We start from the raw sequence: 16,589 nt of genomic DNA, 5'->3' as shown, positions 1-16,589 counted from the left end.
GTTGTTATCACGTCTTCAATATGAGAAATAGAGACCGGCGAAAATGCCCTGAGAGCGATCGTCGCCTGCGATGCGCACGCGATACTGTACGTTCAGATCGATGAACGATTGCGGCGCATGATATTTGTCCTCGCGGAACCACCAGCGTGCGGTCAGGCCCGGGCCAACACCCATCGTGAAGCGCTGCGCGAGCAGACTGTCGAAACCGGCCGTGGCGCCCAGATAAGGTGTGACGACGAGGTTGCTGTCGATGCTGTCCATGCGAAAAGCCCGGCCATAGCGCGCTTCGGCAGTGCCCAGCGTTTGCGGATGATCGATGAAGTAGTCGCCTTCCGCGTACAACTGCCAGTACTGCCAGTTCGATTTGTCGACACGCAGGCTCCCGCCTTCCCCTTCCGACCACGCGGCCCGCAGCAGCCAGTCGGTCCGGCTGTTGCTGCCCAGAGGGATGAATTTCTCCACCGCGAACACGAAATTCTGCCGACCGAACGGCTTCCAACGTGCGCCCAGCACGCCCTGATTTGTCGAGAGTCCGGTAACACCGCCGGTGCCGTCATAGAGCGCTTGATTCATCCGCGCATACAGCTCGAACGTGCTGCCGTCGCGGTTGCCTATCACTGGCGGGCGCCAGAAGATTTCTTGCGACGACTGCAGGGTCTTGCGAGCGCTGAGCGAAGGCGCGAAGGCCGAGTTCATGACACCGACCGTGCCGTACCCGAGCGCGGCGTTGAAACCCCACGTGCGATCCAGGTCCGATACGGCCTGACGCACGTTCTGGCGCGCTTGCGGTTCCAGTTCGATCTGGCCGTCATCCGCCGCGTCGATCGCGCGCGAGAACCAGTAGCTCGCCTGCTTGTTGTCATAGAGGCGCTGCGCACTGTAAGCCGCGTCGAGCAGACTCTCGGGCGGCACCTCGCTCCCCGACGTCGCAATCGGGGCATAAACCTCCCGCGCCTCGCGCTTGCGCCCCGCGAGACTCAGCGCGTTGACGAGCAGCAGACGGTACGCGAGGTTATCCGGTGCGGCGTCGAGTGCCTCGCGAGCCGCTTTGGCCGCTGCGTCATAGTCCTTCCTGGCCATCGATGCATACGCCTGCGACGCGGCTTCGTACCCGGGCCCCGCACCCGCCAGGCTCGAACCGGCAGGCAGAAGGTTGCAAAGTACGTCCTGCGAGTCAGACGTGCAGAAGACCACCGGCGCTTCATCCGCGGCGCTACGCGCACGCGGTCGGCCCGTGCGTTGCTGGGTGTCGGCGGCAATGCGTTTAACGCTCGCGAGCTGCTGCTCCGAGAGCCAGTCCTGCGCCACTGCCTTGTCGAAATCCTTGCGAGCGTCGTCCGGACGATCGAGTTTCTGGCGGGCGAAGCCGCGCATCGCGAGCGAAAGTGCGTCCTCCCCGTCTTGCGAGAGCGCGTCCGAAGCGGCGGCGTCAGCCTCGGCGTATTGTCCTTCGCTCAGCAAGGCCCCGGTCAGCAGGTAGCGATAACTCTGCACGTCGGGTGCCTGACGAACGGCCTGGCGCGCCAGCCCGACCGCCTTGACGTAGTCGCGCTCGCGATACGCGTCCCACGCGGCCAGCGCAGGCGCCGTGGCCAGCCGGCGATGCATACGGTCGCGCAGCGCCTGAAGGGCTTCGTCGCTCGGCGTGAGACGTAGTGCTGCATCTGCTTCGTCGGCGGCCGCTTGCGCCTTGTCCTGACGCTCCAGCGAATAGATCAACAGACTGCGCATGCCCGCGCTGTTCGGCTCGTAGCGCAATGACTCACGAGCGTTGCGCTCGGCCTCGTCATAACGGCCGGCAGCATAGGCCTTGTAAGCCGCATCTCCCGCCTTATACGCCGGGGACTGCATTGTGCCGCCCTTGCCGCCACTGGCCTTGGGGGCGAGTGCGATACGCAGGTTATCTCGTGCCGCGCTTAGTGCCGGATCCCGGTGCCCTTGTGCCAGTGCCTGCTCCGTGACGTCAAGCGCTTGCTTCGTACGCCCCATGTTCTGCAAGGCGTAGACACGCAACAACCACAGGCGCGTGACGTCCGGCCGTAAAGCCAATGCTTTCGCGGCCTGCGCCTGGGCAGCGGCGTAGTCCTTACGGTTATACGCCTTGAAAGCAGCGTCTCCGAACTGCCACGCCTCGCCTTCCAGCGGGACTTCGGCGCGCGCCGCGCTGGCGGGTGCCGCAACCGCGCCGGCCGAAAGACTGGCTAACACGGCTGTGTAGCAAAGGGTGCGGGAGAAGAACGTCATGTGGCCGCGCTACTTGAAATATGGGGTTCTGCGTCAGGTGACGGAAGCCCCGGAACACCTTGCTGAAATGAAATCGCTTCGTGCAGTGTGGCTTCGTCCAGCCACCCCTGCTCGACGAGAATCTCGCCAAGCGGACGGCCTTCGCGCTTTTGCACATCCAGTGCATAGGCCAGCTTCGTCTCGTCAATGGCCTGCCAGGACATCAACAATTCGCCCAGACGCTGACGCTGCTGCGTGAGCTGATCGGTCGTGGGAAAGTCGTGCATCGTCTTGTCCCACACCAGTCGCTTGCCCGTCACAAGGTGGACGATGAACAGGCGCCAGGCGCGCGCGGCGGCCATAGCGTTGATGAAGTTGCCGATCACCATGCGCGGCATGGCAAGCAACGCGTGCTCCCAGCCGTACATATGAAACACAAAGTAGCTGCGCTGAATTACGCGCAGCGCCAGCGCGAAGGCATTGATCCCCATGAGGGTTACAAGCCATCCACCCGGCGGAAATACCGACGGATAGTAGATCGTCCACCAGCCCATCTTGTCGGCGATCAGGAAGACAAGGAAGTTCAGCAACAGCACATAGGCGAGAATGGCGATGAACGATGTCGCGAGCCCCTTACGATCGCGAAACAGCAGATACTTCGTGGCGAGCGATCCCTGCCACCCGACCTGCGCCCAGCCCTGCAGCCCGATGCCCAGCGTCCAGCGAGCCTTTTGCCGATATGCTGTCCTGAACGTGTTGGGGAAGTACTCGCGAATGCCCAGCGGCATGCGAATCGTGGAGACTTTTTCCTTGCCGAAACCGAACAGCCCGGCGCGCTTGACCACGTATTCGACCGGGAACTTGCCGAAGATCTGCTTCATCCCCTTGCGCGCCAGGCGCGCGCCGATGTCGTAGTCCTCGGTCAGCGTGTCGGTATTGAATGGCTGGTTATTCGTCTCGGCTGCCAGTTCTTCGAGCGCCTTGCGTGAGAAGCAGGTACCCACGCCCGCCGACGGCACCATCTTCGACAGGCTTTCGCGTACCACCAGATCCTTGGTGTGCCATTCGGCGAACTCGTCCATGTACGTGCCCGCGACGAGTTCATACCACTCGCGCTCCAGCGACGTCACCGGCAACTGAACGAAGTCGATGCGCGGCAGCAGATAGTTGTAGTACTTCAGCTCCAACGGGTGGAGCACATCTTCGCTGTCATGCAGGATCACGCCCGCGAACGGCTCAGGCTGCGACTGGTTCTGCTTGAAGATCGCTTGGACGATCCAGTTCAGGCAATCCGCCTTGCAGGTAGGTCCGTCGTGCGGCACCTGTACATGCACAAGCTGGCGGTAGCGCCTGCGCATGCGCTCGACTTCGGTCTTCGTCTTCGCGTCGTTCGCATACGTGCCTACGAAGACCATGTAGTTCTTGTACTCGAGCGTGCCCACCATGCTCTCGAGCATGGCGGCAATCACGTCGTACTCCAGCCACGCCGGCACCATGATCGCGAGCGGCTGCTCACGCACCTCTCGCAGTTGCGATGCCTGCAATGGCGTGTAGCGTCGCCGGATGAACAGCGACCGGTAGATCTGGCGCACCCAGTACCAGGCATCGACGAACAGATCGTCGGCGCTCGAGAGCAGAATGACGATGCCGACCACCGCGCTGGCAATTTCCAGCGCGTGGTAATAGTCGGCGACCAGATAGGGCCAATAGAGCGAGGAGATCACGGCGACGTGTCTCTACCGATCAATGGCTGTCGGGTTTCTTGCGGCCCGCACGCAGCGCCAGCACAAGAATCAGCAGCATGACCAGCAACACGATGGCGATGCCCGGCACGCCCCACGAAACGTAACGACGCCATTCGTAGAACGCGCTCTCGCCGGCGCCCGGCGGTTCGCTCGCGTCCGGGTTGCTTGTGTCGATCCAGGCCACCGGACCGGTCGGTCCGATAATCGCCAGGTTGCCGCGATTGAGCAGGAACGGCACGCCCACGTCGGCCTTCGTCTCGCCAATGGCGTACCAGAGCAGACCGTCCTGACCATCGCCACGCACGACTTCTGCGGTCGACAGACGTTGCAGCCCCGTGATATCGAGCCACTTGGCGTCTTTGCCGCCGATCTCCAGACGCTGACGATCGGTCACGACTGCCGAAGGCTTCGCGCCTTCGACCGCCACTTCCATCGCGACGAACGGCTTGCTCGGTTTCACGCTCTTGCCGGCAGCTGCGATCGTCAGTTCGGCGCGCGACGGCGACAGACCGCTAGCGGCCGCAATGCCGATCACGCGACGAATGTTATCCGGCGCCGACTGTAGATAGCGCTCCGGCACGATCAGTTGCGGGTTGCCCGCCATGAGCGGCAGCAACCCGACGAACGTGCCGTCCGGCTCGGCCTTGCCCGGGCGAACATAACTGGCTACAGGCAACACATTGACCGGGAAGGCCTGCGGAATCTCGTTACAGTCGGCCGAATACGGCTGCCGCTGTACCGACACGCGCAGGGTGTTGTTCACGCCGAGCGCATAGCCCGGCACGCGCGCTTTGAGCTGCTCCGGATGGCCATTCGCATCCAGTTGCTTGGCCGCAAGCAAAATGCCGTTCCAGAACACGGTCGCCACCGGCTTGGAGGCCGCCGGTCCTGGCGCCGCCGACAGATACAGCGAGATTTCGCCCGGCATGCGTCCGCCCGAAGCCACAGCGGAAAGCGGGAAGCTCACCGTCCAGTCGCCGCGCGCGAGCACGTCGAAGCTGTCGGATGAGCCGCCGAGGCTCGACAGACGCACGACTTGCTTGTCCTCAATGTCCGGCGTGTGTGCGATCGGCGCGCTCACGCTGTTGCTTAGCAGGATCCGGCGCAGCGAGTCGTCGAACAGACCTGCGGCCTGGGCGCCGGCATCGCCCGCGATGGCGATGACCGACTGAGCGCCCATCGACACGAGGCGGACCTGCTTCGCGCCCAACGTTTCCGTGGCGAGTGCGGCACGTTGTGTGCGCCACGTCTTGAACGCCTCAGCAGCATCGCTGTCGTTGGTCAGTTGCGCTTGCAGTGCGTCGAGGGCGGCGACCAGACGCGTGCGCAGCGCGGCATCGGCCACAGCAACTTCACCGCTCACGGCGGGTGCGCCGACAGCGAGCAGCGCGCCCAGTTCGGCGTCGTTAGCCAGCTTGTGGGCTGCGTTGTTGTCCTTGATCGCGGCGAACGCGGGCACCCCGGCCAGCGCCGCGGGCACGACCACGTCGCGCGTGTCGACCGTGTCTCCGACGGCAGGCAGTGCGCGCACCACCACGCGCTTGCCGTTTCGCTCGAGCGCCACGCCGATACGCCAAGCGCTGTCGAAGGCTTCCTTCGTGAGCGTCTTCGACGCAACGAGCAGTGCGGGCGAGCCCGGCAGCGTGCTCCACGCGTCGTCGAGGCTGCTCACCGACTTCTGATCGACGCGATACGTCAGGCGCGTCTGCGGCGTGATCGTCACCGAGTTAGCCAGCGACTGGTCCGGCTCGCAGCGGTTGTTGCCCGTGCGCGAATGCCAGTTCACGCCGAGACGCACGAAACCGTTCTCACGCGGTCGCGAGGACACGGCGAGCGTGCGCTGGAGCGGGCCGTCACCATCGGGCATCGATTGCGAAGTCATCGGCTGTCCGTCGATGGACAGCACGAACGACGCCGGGCCTTTTTCGCCCTTCAGATAGCGGCCGTCGAACGAGATCGACGCATCGGAGAGCGGCAGGCCCTTGGGGACCGGCAGATAGAAGTCCTGATTGGCGTCGCCCGAGAGAACGACCGGCGCCGTGATGCCCAGGTCGGCCAGCGCAATGCTGCGCGTGAGGTTCGCCCCCGTGCCCAGCGACCGGATACCGTCGCCCAATGCACTGGCGTTCGCCATGCCAGGCAGCCACACACCGGCGGCCAGCACGCAGCACAGCAGGGTCGAAGTTGCCCGGGGCACCGTGCGCAATGCGCGCAAAGGCTGGCGGGAGGGAACACTCTGGAGGGGCATAGGGTTGGACAACGACATGGCTCTTCCGTGAATAGGCGTGACGTTGCGCAACGGCGACATCACGAAATGTAACGGCACCTGCATTGCCGCGGAAATGACGCTCGAGAACTCAAACATTGTTGGCGCTCTCGCAGCAGGGATCGAACTCCGCGAATGGGCGTCCGCACAGTGCGTCGACGATACGCTTGGCTGCGTGACCGTCGCCGTAAGGATTGATTCGTCGCGAAAACGACGCGTGATACGCGAGGTCGTCGAGCAGGCGTGTCACACCCGACACAATCCGCTCGCGATGGGCACCGACCAGCGCGACTGTGCCAGCCTCGACGGCTTCGGGCCGTTCTGTTACGTCGCGCATGACCAGCACTGGCCTGCCAAGAAACGGGGCCTCTTCCTGCACGCCCCCTGAGTCCGTGAGAATGATGTATGCCCGCTGCATGAACCAGACGAAGTCGACATAATCAAGCGGATCGATCAAGTGCACGTTGTCGAAGCCGGACAACTCCCTCATCACAACGTCGCGTACGGCCGGATTAAGGTGCACGGGGTAGACGATTTGCAAATCTCGGCGCCGGGCCAGGTCGGCCAACGCAGCGCATATGTTTCTGAAACCATCGCCGAAGCTCTCGCGGCGATGGCCCGTCACGAGCAGCATGCGGCGATGAGTGTCGACCCAAGGGTATCGCTTGGCGACGTCCTTCGAGAGCGGCGAATCGTCACGAAGGCGCGATGTGAGGATGGCGAGTGCGTCGATCACCGTATTGCCGGTCACCGCGATGCGGCCCTGCAGGTGTTCGCGTAGCAGGTTGGCTTTGGAGGTGGCTGTAGGCGCAAACAGCCAGTCGCCGATCGCATCGACCACACGACGATTCATTTCTTCCGGGAACGGCCTGGCAAGATCTCCCGTGCGCAGCCCCGCCTCAACGTGACCGACGGGAATGCGACGGTGAAATGCGCCAAGCGCGCAAGCAGACGCCGTGCTGGTATCGCCATGTACCAGCACATAATCAGGCTTCTCTTCCTCGAGTACTGCGTCAATTCGTTCGACCGCGCGCGCGAACAACCCATTGAGCGTTTGGTTCGGGACCATCACGCCAAGATCGTACTTCGAAGTTAAATCGAATAACGACATGACCTGGTCGAGCATCTCGCGGTGCTGACCTGTCACACATACGACGCTCTTAATGCTCGCTTCCTGGCCAAGGGCAGCCACAAGCGGAGCCATCTTGATGGCTTCGGGACGCGTTCCGAAAATAGACAGAACTTTCATCGTTCATCATTCCATTCAGAGTCTGCTTGACGCGCACGTGGTGCAGCGCTTTTTACTTGGTCCGCCGCGCGCGGCCTAGTTGACACGAGAATGGAACGGCGACGCTAACACTGTTCAATGAATCGGCGTACTACCTAAAAAGCAACCTTGTGGCAACAACAATCATCCGTCGATCATTTGCTGCCGCGTACAAGGACGTCCCAATTTCTCCGCTTATTTCGCGTATTTTTCTGTGCTCTCTAACAACGCGACTGAATCGAGCGGGATATTAATTGACCAACGTCCCCTCGTCGTCCCCCAGGTTTCGAACATCTGAATCGGCAGTCTGTGGCGGCCGTCTTTGGCGGATGTGCCGCGTCGTCGGCTAGGCATTTTCGGCGCGACCGGATTGAGCAAAGCATGAGCCGACGCGGAAATTGTTGGGACAACTCGCCGATGGAGCGTCTGTTCCGAAGATTGAAACGGAATGTGTGCCTAACGTGAGATACGCGAGTGCACCGCAAGCCCATCGAGACATCAGCCATCACCTGATGGTGATTGGAGACACGGGAAGGTCGGGCGCACAGTCCCGTCGGATGGGGACGATGTGTTCGACGGATGAGGCGCGCTGTTGGCGGGGCTGCGCGGAATTACCCCTGCGGCTGCCCAAAATTCTCCCGATACTGCTGCGGTGACACGCCGAAGCGACGCTGAAACACCTTGCGCATGTTGTGCGGGTCGCCGAAGCCGCATTCCCACGCCACTGTCTTGAGCGGCGCGTTGCCGTTCTCCAGCATGACGCGCGCGGCATCGACGCGGGCGGCGCTTACGAAGTCGGCTGGCGTCACACCCGCGTCGCGTGCGAATACGCGGGAGAAATTGCGTACGCTCATCTTCGCCACTGCCGCGAGATCGCCGACCGACAACGGCTCCGCCAGATGCTCCAGCACGTAATGCTGAACCTGTGCGACGGGAGAGTTCGGCTCGGCGTAGGGCGTCAGGTACGGACTGAACTGCGACTGACCGCCCGCGCGCTGCGTGAAGACGACCAGACGCTTCGCCACGTTCAGTGCTACCTCCTGCCCATGATCCTGCGCTAGCAGATGCAACGACAGATCGATCCCGGCCGTCACCCCCGCCGACGTGTACAGACTCCCGTCCTGAATGAACAGCCGGTCGACTTCGATATTCGCACCAGGGGCGCGCTCGGCCAGCACGTCCACATCGTTCCAGTGTGTGGTGACGCGCTTGCCGTCGAGCAGGCCCGCCGCCGCCAGGATCAGCGCGCCGTTGCAGATCGAGCCGTAGCGGCGTGCACGCGGGACCATGTCGCTCAGCCAGCGATAGACGTTCGGCCCGAGATCGTCTGTGAGCAGCGACGGGCCGCCCGCCACCAGCAGCAGATCGACGTGTCCGCCGACGTCCTGATAGTGACGTCGCGGCAGCAACGCCATGCCGTTCGAGCAGGCAATGGCCCCGTGCTGCGTGCCGATGACCTCCGTCTGGTACTGATCACCGGGCAGCAGGAAGCGATTGGCTTCGGCGAAGACGTCCAGCGGCCCGCTCACATCGAGCGATTGCACGCCGGGAAAGACCAGCAGGGCGACGTTACGGATCATGACGATTCGGTGGAAGACGGTTCAGGTTGGGGCAAAGCGACAGGGAAACACTGGCGTTGATGCGACCCATTTTGGCAGAAAGCGACTCATCGGCAAGATGTCGGCCGGACGCTGGCACGAAGATGCCGCTGGTTGGCCTGATCGACCCGCTCGCGTTGCCCGGCGCGGCGTAGCGGCGGTTCGAGAATGCTCTGAGCGACGGCAACCCCGTCGCATGCCCCCCAGAACAACCGCATCCACCGAGAGGTATTCGATGTCCAATCAAGTGACTTCCGCCGCCGTCCGTTATCCCGACGAAGCCTCGCTGGCCGAGCGCGTCGGCCCCGCGTTCTCCGTCGACGGCATGCTCGCCGCCCGTAACAAGACCCGCACCGCGATTCGCGACATCGCGGCGAACGTGCGTCCCGGCATGGTCGAGGAAGACGCCGTCGCGATGGCCAAGGGCGTGCTGACGTCCGCAGGTCTGGAGCTGAGCTGGCACCCGACGCGCGTTCGCTTCGGCAAAAACACACTCAAGCCGATGCGCCGGCCGTCCGAGCCGGGCGTCGTGCTCGGCGAGAACGATCTCTTCTTCATCGACATTGCGCCGCGTTTCGAAGCTTGGGAAGGCGACGGCGGTGCGAGCTTCGTCGTCGGTCAGCATGACGAGTACGAGCGCTGCGCCCGCGACGCCGAGGCGCTGTTTCATGACGTCCGCCAAAAGTGGCAGCACGAAGGATCGACCGGACAAGCGCTCTATGCCTACGCCGCCGACGTCGCACGCCGTATGGGCTGGGCGCTGAATTTCGACCTGCCCGGCCACCGTGTCTCGGACTTCCCTCACGCCGCGATCCACACCGGCTCGCTGGCGGACTTCGAGACCACGCCGTCCGCCATGCGATGGATTCTGGAGATTCACCTGCGTGACCCGCAGCAGCGTTTCGGTGCGTTCTTCGAAGACATGCTGCTTGAGGACGCCTATTACTAAGTGCATCGCCGGATGCCGCTGTCGCATACGCGCCACGCGTAGCGACGGTGGCGCACCGTCCGTCCCATGCCAGTGAAACTTGTTTGCTATACTGCGAACGATTCTCATTTGCAAAACGGTGCCTGAGCCTTGCGGCCACACCTGGCCCGGGGACAGGAGGGGCGTATGCCCGCCGACGACACGCTGCAGCGCGACACTTCGCTGGGTACGCTGCGGGGACTCTACAACGATCATCACGGCTGGCTTCATGGCTGGCTGCATCGCAAGACCGGCTGTTCGCATCGCGCGGCCGATCTCGCGCATGACACTTTTGTCCGTCTGCTGGAGCGCGATCCGCCACGCCAGCTGGCGTCGCCGCGCGCGTTCCTGACGACCGTCGCGCAGCGCGTCCTCTATAACTACTGGCGACGCGAGCAGATCGAGCGCGCCTATCTCGACGCCCTCGCGCAACAACCCGAAGGCCTTGCTCCGTCTCCCGAAGAGCGCGCCATCGTGCTGGAGACGTTGCTCGAAATCGACCGTTGTCTCGATGGTCTGCCGCCCCTCGTCAAACGCGCCTTCCTGCTGGCGCAACTCGACGGCCTCACGTATCCCGAAATCGCCACCGAACTCGGCATTTCACTGGCGACGGTGAAACGTCATCTCGTGCGCGCGGGCACGCAGTGTTTCTTCGCGATGGAGACGGCGTGACGCGCTCCGCGACTTTCGACGCGACGATTGCCCAGCAAGCCGTCGAGTGGTGGGTGACGCTGCAAAGCGGCGACGCCACCGAGACGTTGCGCACCGCATGCGCGCGCTGGCGGGCGGCGAATCCGGAGCACGAGCGTGCGTGGCTTCATATCGAGAACGCCGACCGCCGTATGCGTCACGTGTCGGGCACGTTGGGGGCGGCCGTTGCGCAGGCCGCGCTGCGCGCACCCCGCTCGCGCGGACGCCGTATGGCGGTGAAGGCCATCGTCGGCGCGCTGTTCGTCGGCACCGGCGCGTGGGTCGCCAGTGATCCGATGGCGGTGCAATGGCTGCGCGCCGATGCGCGCACCGGGGCGGGCGAGCGACGCACACTGCGTCTGTCCGACGGCACGACGCTCGTTCTCAATACTCGCAGCGCCGTGCGTTTGTCGATGGACGGCGACGTGCGACGCATCGGTCTCGTCGAAGGCGAAATCATGGTGACGACCGGCAAGGACGTGACGCACGTACCGCCCCGGCCGCTGATCGTCGCCACGGCACACGGCACGCTCCAGCCGCTGGGAACGCGTTTCGTCGCGCGTCAGATCGATGGTCAGATCGACGGACGCAGCGACGCCTCCGTGCAAGTGTTCGAAGGCGCCGTGCGCGTGACACCGAAAGGTACGTCCTCAACCGACACTGCGAGCGTGCGGATCGTTCACGCAGGCGAGCAGGCGACGTTCAACGCCAGCGGCGTCGAGGCGGCGCTGCCGCTGGCGGATGGTGACGGCGCGTGGGCCGACGGCATGCTCGTCGCCGTCGACATGCGGCTCGACGCTTTCCTCGCCGAGCTGTCGCGCTATCGGCGCGGCTATTTGCGGTGCGATCCGGCGGTGGCGTCGCTGCGCGTCTCCGGCACCTATCCGCTGGCCGACATCGACGCCATTCTCGGCGTGCTGCCGCACGCATTGCCCGTATCGGTGTCTTCCGTCACGCGGTACTGGGCGACGGTCGGACCTCGCGGATGAGCAGCCGGACGCACCACGCCTGAGTACTCGTTGGCGAACGTCCCGCCCTCTTTTTCAAATTTCTTTACGGTCAGTGAGCTGATTTGCCGGTCTCGCGTGACAAGGGAAGTGAAACCTTCTCTCCATTGCCTGAACGAGATCTCACATCATGGCCGTCGCTTTACCCGCATTCCCCGAACTATCGCGTGCCCTGCCATCCACTGCTACCGGGTTGCGTCGACGCCGCGTCTGCGCTGGCGTCGCGCTGACGTTTGCGTCGTTCGCTTCGACGTTTGGTGCGGGCGTCGCTCATGCGCAGACGTCCGATCAGGCACCCGTGACGGCCAAAGTCGCTGCCGCTGCACGGGCTTATGACATCCCGGCGGGCGCGCTCGACGCGGTGCTCACGCGCTTCGGACGCGAAGCGGGCATCTTGTTGACGTACACGCCTGCCCTGACGGCGGGGCGTCAGAGTCCCGGCGTGCAAGGCCGCTTCGATGTGCCGGGGGCGTTCGGTCAGATGCTCGCGGGCACCGGACTGACGGCGGCGCCGCAAGGGGCCGGTTACACGCTCGTGCCACAGGCGGCCCCGGCGGCTGCGACGTTGGCCGCCGGTGGCGGTTCGGGAGACGTCGCACTGCCGACGACCCACGTGCAAGGTCAGGCGTGGTCCGATGCCTACCGTCTGCCGGTGGACGCGAACGTCACACGCTCGGACACCCCGATCCTCGACATCCCCCAGGCCATCAACGTGGTGCCGCGTCAGGTGCTCGCCGACCAGCGTGCCCGCACGCTCGACGAGGCGCTGATCAATGTCAGCGGCATCGTGCAGGGCAATACGCTGGCAAGTACGCAGGACACGCTGCTCAAGCGCGGCTTCGGCGGCAATCGCGACGGCTCAATCATGCACAACGGTATGCCGCTCGTGCAGGGCCGCGGACTGAACGCGAACGCGGATTCGGTCGAAGTGCTCAAGGGGCCGACGTCGCTGCTCTACGGGATCATGGACCCCGGCGGCGTGATCAACGTGGTGAGCAAGCGTCCCCTGCTCAAGCCTTACACCGCAGTGAGCGTGGCGGGCACGACCTATGGGCACGGTAAGAACGGCGTCGAGGAGACGCTCGATACGACCGGACCGATCGGTGATTCGGGACTGGCTTACCGGCTGGTCGTCGATCAGAACAATCAGCAGTACTGGCGCGTCTTCGGTTCGCAGCGTGAGACACTCGTCGCTCCGACGCTCGCCTATTACGGACGCGATACGCAGGTCGTCGCCTCCTACGAGTACCGTAACTTTCTGACCCCGTTCGACCGGGGCACCGCGCTGGACCCGAAGACGAACCGGCCGCTGGCGATTTCGGCACGGGAGCGTCTGGATGACGTCCACAACGAAATGGCCGGGCAGTCCCATCTGGCGCAGATCACCGTCGACCATCAGTTCAATCCGGACTGGAAGGCGCACTTCGGCTACAGCTACAACACCGAGACGTACGACGCGGGGCAGTTGCGCATTACCGGCGTGAATTCCACGACGGGGATCGTCTCGCGCAGTAATGACGGTACGCTCGGCTCGGACAGCACCGACAGCTTCGGTACGGCGTATCTCGACGGCAAGGTGACGCTCGCAGGCATGCGTCACGACCTGCAATTCGGCGGAGACTGGGAGTATCGACGTATTTATCGGCGCGATCTGCTGCGTCAGGCCGCGAAGTGCACGTTCTCCTATCTGAATCCGGTGTACGGCTGCGAGGTGATCCCGAGTACGGTGTCTGCCGCCGATAGCGATCAGACCGATACGCTGCACGACGCTTCGCTGTTCTTCCAGGACGCCATCCATCTGACCGATCGCTGGATTGTCGTCGGTGGCGTGCGGTTGCTGACGTATAGCCAGGTCGCAGGCAAGGGGCGGCCGTTCAAGGCAAACACGAACATCAGCGACTCGAAGTGGCTGCCGCGCGCGGGCGTTGTCTATAAGGCTCGGGAGTATCTGTCGTTCTACGGTAGCTATTCCGAGTCGCTCAAGCCGACGTCCACCATTGCGCCGTTGTCGACGGGCGTGGTCATCGACTCGAACGTCGCACCCGAGCACGCGAAGTCGTACGAGGTCGGGGCGAAGCTCGACATGCCGAACGGGCTGAGCGGCAACCTTGCGGTGTTCAACATCGACAAGCGCAACGTGCTCGTGTCGCAGGCGGTGCCCGGGAGCAGTACGCTGGACTGGCGCACCTCCGGGGCGGCGCGCTCGCGGGGCGTCGAGCTGGATGTGTCGGGACGCATCGGGCAGCGCTGGAACGTGATCGCGAGCTACGCATTCATCGATGCGAAGATCACCGACGATCCGATGTACACCGGCAACACGCTGGTCAATGCGGCACGGCATACGGCGTCGCTGGCAGGGGTGTATGACTGGGGGCCGGTGCTGGGCGATGGGAGCGGCAACTTGCGCCTCGGAGCGGTGGGGCGATACATCGGGGCGCGCCCGGGTGATTCGGCGAACAGCTTTACGCTGCCCGCGTACTTCGTCGCTGATGTGTTCGCGACGTACGACACGAAGATCGGACGGCATCCCGTTCACTATCAGCTCAACGTGAAGAACGTGTTCAACAAGACCTACTACCCGTCGAGTGTCAGCCAGACGGTGGTGGCCATCGGCGACGCACGCTCCGCAACGTTGTCGGCGACGTTCGAGTTCTGAGCGACGGCGCAGGCTGGCATTCCGTCGTCTCTATATATAGAAACCGCCGCACCCGGGAGGCCGGGGCGGCGGTTTTTCGTCCACCGAGTCGGTGCGTCGCCGTCGTGCCGACTGACGGTCGGTACTCAGAGCAAGTCGTCGCTCGGAAGCAGCGTGAACGCGCCCGCGACGGCGTTGCGGCTGAAGGTCGCGTAGGGTTCTACGTCGAAGATGCGCGGCTTGCCGTTCTCCTCGCCGACCCAGCGAAGTGCGGGCATTGTCGGTGGCGTCGGTGTGGGCGGCGCTGTGCCCGGCGGCGCCAGCTCGACCCGGAAGCTGCTGCGCGGCGACGTCGCCTGGTCGAAGATGCGTGCCATACGCTCGGCGAATTCGGGGCTGTGGATGACGATCGCCAGTTCGGTGTTCAGGCGCACCGAACGAGGGTCGAGGTTGAACGAGCCGAGGACGACGTCGCGCCGGTCGATCACGTACGCCTTGCCGTGCAGACTCGCCTTCGATGACCCGCCGAACGTGACGCGTCGCGTGGGGCGTTCGCCGTTATCGGAGCGGATTGGCTTGAATTCGTACAGTTCGATACCTGCTTGCAGCAGGGCCGGACGGTAGCGCGCGTATCCCGCGTGGACGGGGACGACGTCGGTCGCCGCCAGCGAGTTCGTCAGCACGCGGACTTTGACGCCGCGTTGCGCCAGCGTCGACAGGAACCGGACGCCGCCATCCAGTGGCACGAAGTAGGGCGAGATGATCAGCACCTCGCTTTGCGCCTTGGCGGCGAGCTGGCGGAGTTTGTCGGCCGGGGCGCTTTGGGTTTCGGTGGCGGGGGCGTCGAGTTTGTCCGGAGTGTCGGCGGCGAGTTCGGCAGGCGCCCAGAAGAGTGGGACCGTGCCGTCGCGAAGTCCGGCGGCGAGGGACGGCTGGTTCAGCGCTTCGTGCCCGGCGGGGACATTCTCGGCGTCGTGCCAGTGTTGGGCGAGGGCGTCGCGCGTGGCGTCCAGCGTCTCCTTGTCGATCTTCGATTGGACCTGCTTGAGGGGGTATGACTGGGGACTCGTCCAGAAGTGATCGAAGCTTCGGGAGACGGCCTCGACCACCGGTCCGGCGCACAAGAGGTCGAAATCGCGGAAGGAGAGATCGGGATTGGCGTCGAAGTATTCGTCTCCCAGATTGCGGCCACCGACGATCGCTAGTTGGTTGTCTGCGATCAGCGCCTTGTTGTGCATACGGCGGTTGAGCTGGTCGAACTGAGTGAGGAGGTTGCCCGCCCGTTCGAGTAGCGTGGTGTCGCGGGTGCCGAACGGGTTGAAGACCCGGACCTCGATGTTGCGATGCTGGTCCAGCGCGGCGAAGGCCGGGTCGGTGTGGCGACGGTTGATGTCATCGACCAGCATGCGCACACGCACACCGCGATCGGCCGCGTAGATCAGCGACTGGAGCAGCAGACGGCCGGTGATGTCCTCGCCCGCACTGTAGTACTGCACGTCGAGACTGTGCTGGGCAGACTGAACGAGCGCGAGACGCGTGGTGAAGGCGGCGGAACCCGTCGAGAGCAACTGGAAGCCGGATTGGCCCGGATGTGTGCGAATGGCGGGGGCGAGGGCGGTGGCCAGTTCACCGGGCTTGGCGGCTGGCGTGTGGGATGTCCACGGCGATGGCTCCGGCGGCGGACGTACTGACGTGCAAGCCCCCGCCAGGATGGCGAGCGGAATGAGCGTCGCGATGCGCCAACGGCGAAACGGCTGGACGAGGCAAGACAGAAGGGCGCGCGCTAGGAACATCTCAAACGCTCTTATATAGAGATAGAGGGGAACGCACGGAGACTGCGACGCAGGCCTCGCCTTTCCATATAGGAAAGCTTTCAGGAAGCATATGCGATTTCATTCGTTGCGTCGCCCGGGGTGGCCCGGATACAGTGAACTCGTCTCCTCCATGTGTCCTGTCCCATGGATCTTGGCCCGCTCACGACGCGGGCCTTTTTTTGCCCTTTTCAAATTATTTTCACAAAGTGCTTGCCAGCGTTCCGGGTTTTCACTAATATTCCGTCTCTCGCAACGACAGCGACGCAGCGAAAGCAGCGACGAGGTTGAAGCGACGGGCCGCAAAGCCCGGTGGTTAGTGGTTTTGAAGCTTGTGAGTCGCTACGGCGACGAACGAAGAAAGCGAAAAAAACTGTTGA

At 63.8% G+C, this 16,589-nt stretch carries 10 protein-coding genes and 1 pseudogene; 5 read left to right on the top strand and 6 right to left on the bottom strand.

The annotated features are described in order from the left end of the window. Positions 1–15 precede the first annotated feature (15 nt). The 4 genes from PCO31010_RS06355 to wecB form a co-directional block, all read right to left on the bottom strand. Complete coding sequence (locus PCO31010_RS06355; protein WP_150663547.1) at positions 16–2,244, bottom strand: NfrA family protein; 2,229 nt, start codon at positions 2,242–2,244, stop codon at positions 16–18. Beyond that, on the bottom strand, positions 2,241–3,947 hold the full coding sequence (locus PCO31010_RS06350) for a glycosyl transferase family protein (RefSeq protein ID WP_150663546.1): 1,707 nt from the start codon (positions 3,945–3,947) through the stop codon (positions 2,241–2,243). The genes PCO31010_RS06355 and PCO31010_RS06350 overlap by 4 nt, the downstream gene beginning before the upstream one ends. Before the next feature lie 19 nt (positions 3,948–3,966). Continuing rightward, positions 3,967–6,234: a cellulose biosynthesis cyclic di-GMP-binding regulatory protein BcsB gene (locus tag PCO31010_RS06345; RefSeq protein WP_246184486.1), complete on the bottom strand. Its 2,268-nt coding sequence runs from the start codon at positions 6,232–6,234 to the stop codon at positions 3,967–3,969. Positions 6,235–6,325: 91 nt separating this feature from the next. Then, positions 6,326–7,483: a non-hydrolyzing UDP-N-acetylglucosamine 2-epimerase gene (gene wecB, locus PCO31010_RS06340; RefSeq protein ID WP_150663545.1), complete on the bottom strand. Its 1,158-nt coding sequence runs from the start codon at positions 7,481–7,483 to the stop codon at positions 6,326–6,328. 378 nt (positions 7,484–7,861) lie between these two features. Between wecB and PCO31010_RS27175 the strand changes: the two are divergent. Then, positions 7,862–8,016, top strand: a pseudogene (locus PCO31010_RS27175) (integrase core domain-containing protein); the annotation flags it as partial. Positions 8,017–8,112: 96 nt separating this feature from the next. Here PCO31010_RS27175 and PCO31010_RS06330 read toward each other — a convergent pair. After that, positions 8,113–9,078 (bottom strand): GlxA family transcriptional regulator, encoded by a 966-nt coding sequence (locus PCO31010_RS06330; RefSeq protein WP_373275423.1) that lies wholly within the window; start codon positions 9,076–9,078, stop codon positions 8,113–8,115. A gap of 256 nt (positions 9,079–9,334) precedes the next feature. Here PCO31010_RS06330 and PCO31010_RS06325 point away from each other — a divergent pair, with 256 nt between their 5' ends. From PCO31010_RS06325 to PCO31010_RS06310, 4 genes are all read left to right on the top strand, one after another. Next, positions 9,335–10,048 (top strand): M24 family metallopeptidase, encoded by a 714-nt coding sequence (locus PCO31010_RS06325; protein ID WP_150663543.1) that lies wholly within the window; start codon positions 9,335–9,337, stop codon positions 10,046–10,048. A 165-nt stretch (positions 10,049–10,213) separates the two neighbouring features. Beyond that, on the top strand, positions 10,214–10,738 hold the full coding sequence (locus PCO31010_RS06320; RefSeq protein ID WP_150663542.1) for a sigma-70 family RNA polymerase sigma factor: 525 nt from the start codon (positions 10,214–10,216) through the stop codon (positions 10,736–10,738). Beyond that, positions 10,735–11,745 (top strand): FecR domain-containing protein, encoded by a 1,011-nt coding sequence (locus tag PCO31010_RS06315; protein WP_246184485.1) that lies wholly within the window; start codon positions 10,735–10,737, stop codon positions 11,743–11,745. The genes PCO31010_RS06320 and PCO31010_RS06315 overlap by 4 nt, the downstream gene beginning before the upstream one ends. A gap of 148 nt (positions 11,746–11,893) precedes the next feature. Beyond that, the gene (locus tag PCO31010_RS06310) at positions 11,894–14,419 is read left to right on the top strand and encodes a TonB-dependent siderophore receptor (protein WP_150663541.1); all 2,526 of its coding nucleotides are present in this window, start codon (positions 11,894–11,896) and stop codon (positions 14,417–14,419) included. 125 nt (positions 14,420–14,544) lie between these two features. Here PCO31010_RS06310 and PCO31010_RS06305 read toward each other — a convergent pair whose 3' ends face one another. After that, the gene (locus PCO31010_RS06305) at positions 14,545–16,191 is read right to left on the bottom strand and encodes a phospholipase D-like domain-containing protein (RefSeq protein ID WP_150663540.1); all 1,647 of its coding nucleotides are present in this window, start codon (positions 16,189–16,191) and stop codon (positions 14,545–14,547) included. Between the last annotated feature and the right edge of the window lie 398 nt (positions 16,192–16,589).

Origin of the sequence: Pandoraea commovens (assembly GCF_902459615.1) — a bacterium.
Taxonomy (GTDB): domain Bacteria; phylum Pseudomonadota; class Gammaproteobacteria; order Burkholderiales; family Burkholderiaceae; genus Pandoraea; species Pandoraea commovens.
This window is presented reverse-complemented; position numbering and strand designations above follow the sequence as displayed.

Coding starts and splice junctions, on each gene's coding strand:
- PCO31010_RS06325 (WP_150663543.1), top strand. CDS start 9,335: ATGTCCAATCAAGTGACTTCCGCCGCCGTCCGTTATCCCGACGAAGCC.
- PCO31010_RS06345 (WP_246184486.1), bottom strand. CDS start 6,234: ATGTCGTTGTCCAACCCTATGCCCCTCCAGAGTGTTCCCTCCCGCCAG.
- wecB (WP_150663545.1), bottom strand. CDS start 7,483: ATGAAAGTTCTGTCTATTTTCGGAACGCGTCCCGAAGCCATCAAGATG.
- PCO31010_RS06355 (WP_150663547.1), bottom strand. CDS start 2,244: ATGACGTTCTTCTCCCGCACCCTTTGCTACACAGCCGTGTTAGCCAGT.
- PCO31010_RS06320 (WP_150663542.1), top strand. CDS start 10,214: ATGCCCGCCGACGACACGCTGCAGCGCGACACTTCGCTGGGTACGCTG.
- PCO31010_RS06305 (WP_150663540.1), bottom strand. CDS start 16,191: ATGTTCCTAGCGCGCGCCCTTCTGTCTTGCCTCGTCCAGCCGTTTCGC.
- PCO31010_RS06310 (WP_150663541.1), top strand. CDS start 11,894: ATGGCCGTCGCTTTACCCGCATTCCCCGAACTATCGCGTGCCCTGCCA.